Source organism: Neisseria sp. P0022.S010, from assembly GCF_051956635.1.
In genome coordinates, this window is sequence record NZ_JBQCXF010000322.1 from 1 (window position 1) to 3399 (window position 3399).

Below are 3399 nucleotides of genomic sequence, written 5' to 3' on the forward strand. Positions count from 1 at the left end.
GGCTGATAGAGAGAGAAGAAAAAGGAATAAAAAGCAAGCAGATATATTCATGTTACTGCGTGAATATATCTGCTTTTTTTGTGGGTAGTCGGTTCACGCTCCGACACGCCCACCCCGAAACCGTCCTATTCTGTTTCGACGATCTCGAAGCTGTGGCTCATTTTTGCCGCTTTACCCAGCATAATCGATGCGGAGCAATATTTTTCGGCAGACATCTGTACGGCGCGTTCAATCGCGCTTTCTTGCAAACCTCGACCATACACTTTGAAATGGATATGGATTTCGGTAAACACGCGCGGCGCGGTGTCGGCGCGTTTGGCAGTCACTTCGGCACGGCAGTCGGTGATTTTTTGGCGTTGTTTCTCGGCAATCATCACCACATCGATGCTGGAACAGCCCGCTACACCCAACAACAGCATTTCCATCGGGCTGGGGCCGCGTTTGACTTCGCCTTCAGCCGCCGCGCCTTCCATTACAACGCTGTGTCCGTTTGCCGTTGTACCGACGAAGCACATTCCGTCTATCCATTTTGAAGTAACTTGCATGGTGTCTTTTTTATCCGTAAAAGCATTAATCCGATATTGTAAACAATTTCAAGTGATAAACCTAGTCAGGCCATCTGAAAAATACAATCAATTACAATTGGTCTGAATGCATTATTCGTCCCGATACGCCCAATGGTTGACCGGCCCGTGCCCTGCCCCGATGCCCAAAGGATGGGAAATGGCGGTGGCAATATAGTTTTTTGCCGTTTGAACCGCCTCGGGTACGCTAAACCCTTTTGCCAACTCTGCGGTAATGCAGGCTGAAAATGTGCAGCCCGTACCATGCGTATGCGGCGTCGGGAAACGTTTGCTGTTCAGTTCGATGGTTTCGTATGGCGTAAACAACCAGTCGGTGCAATATTCGCTTTGGCTGTCGGCAAGATGGCCGCCTTTAATCACCACATTTTTCACACCCCAATCCTGAAGAATTTTGGCGGCGCGTTCCGCATCTTGGCGGTTTTCAATATTGATACCCGTCAATGCCTGTGCTTCGGGCAAGTTTGGGGTCAAGACGTCCGTATACGGCAGCAACAGACGTTTCATGGCTTCGACGGCTGAATTTTCCAACAACGGCGCACCGCCTTTGGCAATCATGACCGGATCCAACACGCGTTTGCCGAAGTCGCATTCGGCGGTTTGTTCCGCCACGCATTCGATGATTTCCGCCGTACCCAGCATGCCGATTTTATAGGCACGGATTTGGAAATCCTCCTGAATCGCGGCAATTTGCGCGGCAATCATGTCGGTCGGTATCGGATGCACTGCCGATACGCCCAAGGTATTTTGTGCGGTAACCGCGGTCAGTACGCTGGTGCCGAACACGCCGCGCATCTGAAACGTCTTCAAATCCGCCTGTATGCCCGCGCCGCCGCCGGAATCTGAGCCGGCAATCGTCAGCGTTTGAATAAAAAGTTCGTCCATAATATCCTCCTGTTTTTCAGACGGCCTTTTGCTTATCGTTATGGGAAGTCGTTTGGTTTTATTCGCAAGCAAAGGCATCCGCTGTCTATCTTTCCGAATGCCTTATCTGTTGTTTTACCAAAAACAAATGTATGTTCTCGGGCGAAATATCTTAACAAACAAAAGGCCATCTGAAAACTATTTTCATTTTCAGATAGCCTGTTCAATTTTAAACCTATTCAGGCTTAATCTTCGTATGCGTCAATCGGCAAGCAGGAGCAAACCAGATTGCGGTCACCATACACTTCATCTACCCGTTTCACGCTCGGCCAGAATTTGTGTTCGCGGACAAACGGCAACGGGAAGACGGCTTCTTCGCGGGAGTACGGATGCGCCCATTCGCCGGTTACGTCGGATGCAGTATGCGGAGCGTTGATCAGCGGATTGTCTTCTTTTGGCCATTCGCCGCGCTCGACTTTCAACACTTCCTGTTTGATTTGTTTCAGGGCGGCGATGAAGCGGTCGAGTTCGGCTTTGCTTTCGCTCTCGGTCGGCTCAATCATCAGCGTACCGGCAACAGGGAAGGAGACGGTCGGGGCGTGGAAGCCGTAGTCCATCAGGCGTTTGGCGATGTCGGTTTCGGTAATGCCGCTTTCGGCTTTAAGCGGACGCAAATCGACGATACATTCATGCGCAACGCGGCCGTTTTTGCCTGTGTACAGAATCGGATAGTCTTCGCTCAAACGTTTTGCGACGTAGTTGGCGTTGAGCAATGCCCAGCGCGTTGCCTGCTCCATGCCTTGTTTGCCCATCATGGTCAGGTACATCCAAGTAATCGGCAGGATGGACGCAGAACCATATGCTGCGGCAGCCACGGCAGTTTGATCGGCACTGGCGCTGTGGGTGTCGGTCAAAGCGTGTCCCGGTGCAAACGGGGCAAGGTGGGCTTTCAAACCGATAGGGCCGACGCCCGGACCGCCGCCGCCGTGAGGGATACAGAAGGTTTTGTGCAGGTTCATGTGCAACACGTCCGCGCCGACTTCGGCAGGCTGCATGATGCCGATTTGGGCGTTGAGGTTGGCGCCGTCCATGTAAACCTGTCCGCCGTTTTCATGGATGATGTGGCAAATGTCGCGGATGCCTTCTTCGTATACGCCGTGGGTAGACGGATAAGTAATCATGATGGCGGACAAGGCGTCTCGGTGTTGCTCGGCTTTGGCTTTCAAATCGTCAATGTTGACGTTGCCGCGTTCGTCAGTGTCGACAACGACGACTTTCAAACCGAGCATGGCGGCGGTGGCGGGGTTGGTGCCGTGGGCGGACTTGGGAATCAGGCAGATGTTGCGGTGTGCTTCGCCTTGGGCTTCCTGATAGCGGCGGATGGACAGCATACCGCTGTATTCGCCCTGCGCGCCGGAGTTGGGTTGGAAGGAAATCGCGTCAAAGCCGGTGATGGCTTTCAGGCTGTTTTCCATGTCGGTCAGGAGTTCGCGGTAGCCCGCGGTTTGGGTTTCGGGGGCGTAGGGGTGGATGTCGGTGAACTCCGCCCAAGTAATCGGCAGCATTTCGGCGGTGGCGTTGAGCTTCATGGTGCAACTGCCCAGCGAAATCATGCTGCGGTTCATCGCCAAATCGCGGTCTTCGAGTTTTTTCAGGTAGCGCAGCATTTCGTGTTCGGTGTGGTAACGGTTGAACACGGGATGCTGCAAGATATTGTCTTGGCGCAGCAATTCGGCGTTCAGACGGCCTTTGACATCATCGGCAAATGTGAACGTATCTTTGCCGGTAAACGCGCGGCACAAATCAACCAAATCTTCGTATGCCGACGTTTCATGGAATGCAGCCGCAACTTGAGTATCGTTGACGCGGCGCAGGTTGTAACCCGACTTCAAAGCAGCGGCAAACACTTGGTCTGCTTTCTCTTTGCTGCCGAAATCAACGGTAACGGTATCGA

Annotated in this window: 3 protein-coding genes; all 3 read right to left on the reverse strand. The window is 52.8% G+C overall.

All coding sequences use genetic code 11. The features are described 5' to 3' along the window. Window positions 1-125: 125 nt before the first annotated feature. Complete coding sequence (locus tag ACTHUT_RS16070) at window positions 126-545, reverse strand: OsmC family protein (RefSeq protein ID WP_003684499.1); 420 nt, start codon at window positions 543-545, stop codon at window positions 126-128. Between the two features lie 111 nt (window positions 546-656). Next, on the reverse strand, window positions 657-1466 hold the full coding sequence (gene thiD / locus ACTHUT_RS16075; RefSeq protein ID WP_250599637.1) for a bifunctional hydroxymethylpyrimidine kinase/phosphomethylpyrimidine kinase: 810 nt from the start codon (window positions 1464-1466) through the stop codon (window positions 657-659). Between the two features lie 224 nt (window positions 1467-1690). Beyond that, on the reverse strand, window positions 1691-3399 hold a 1709-nt coding region (gene gcvP, locus ACTHUT_RS16080; RefSeq protein ID WP_440419051.1), incomplete at its 5' end, for an aminomethyl-transferring glycine dehydrogenase.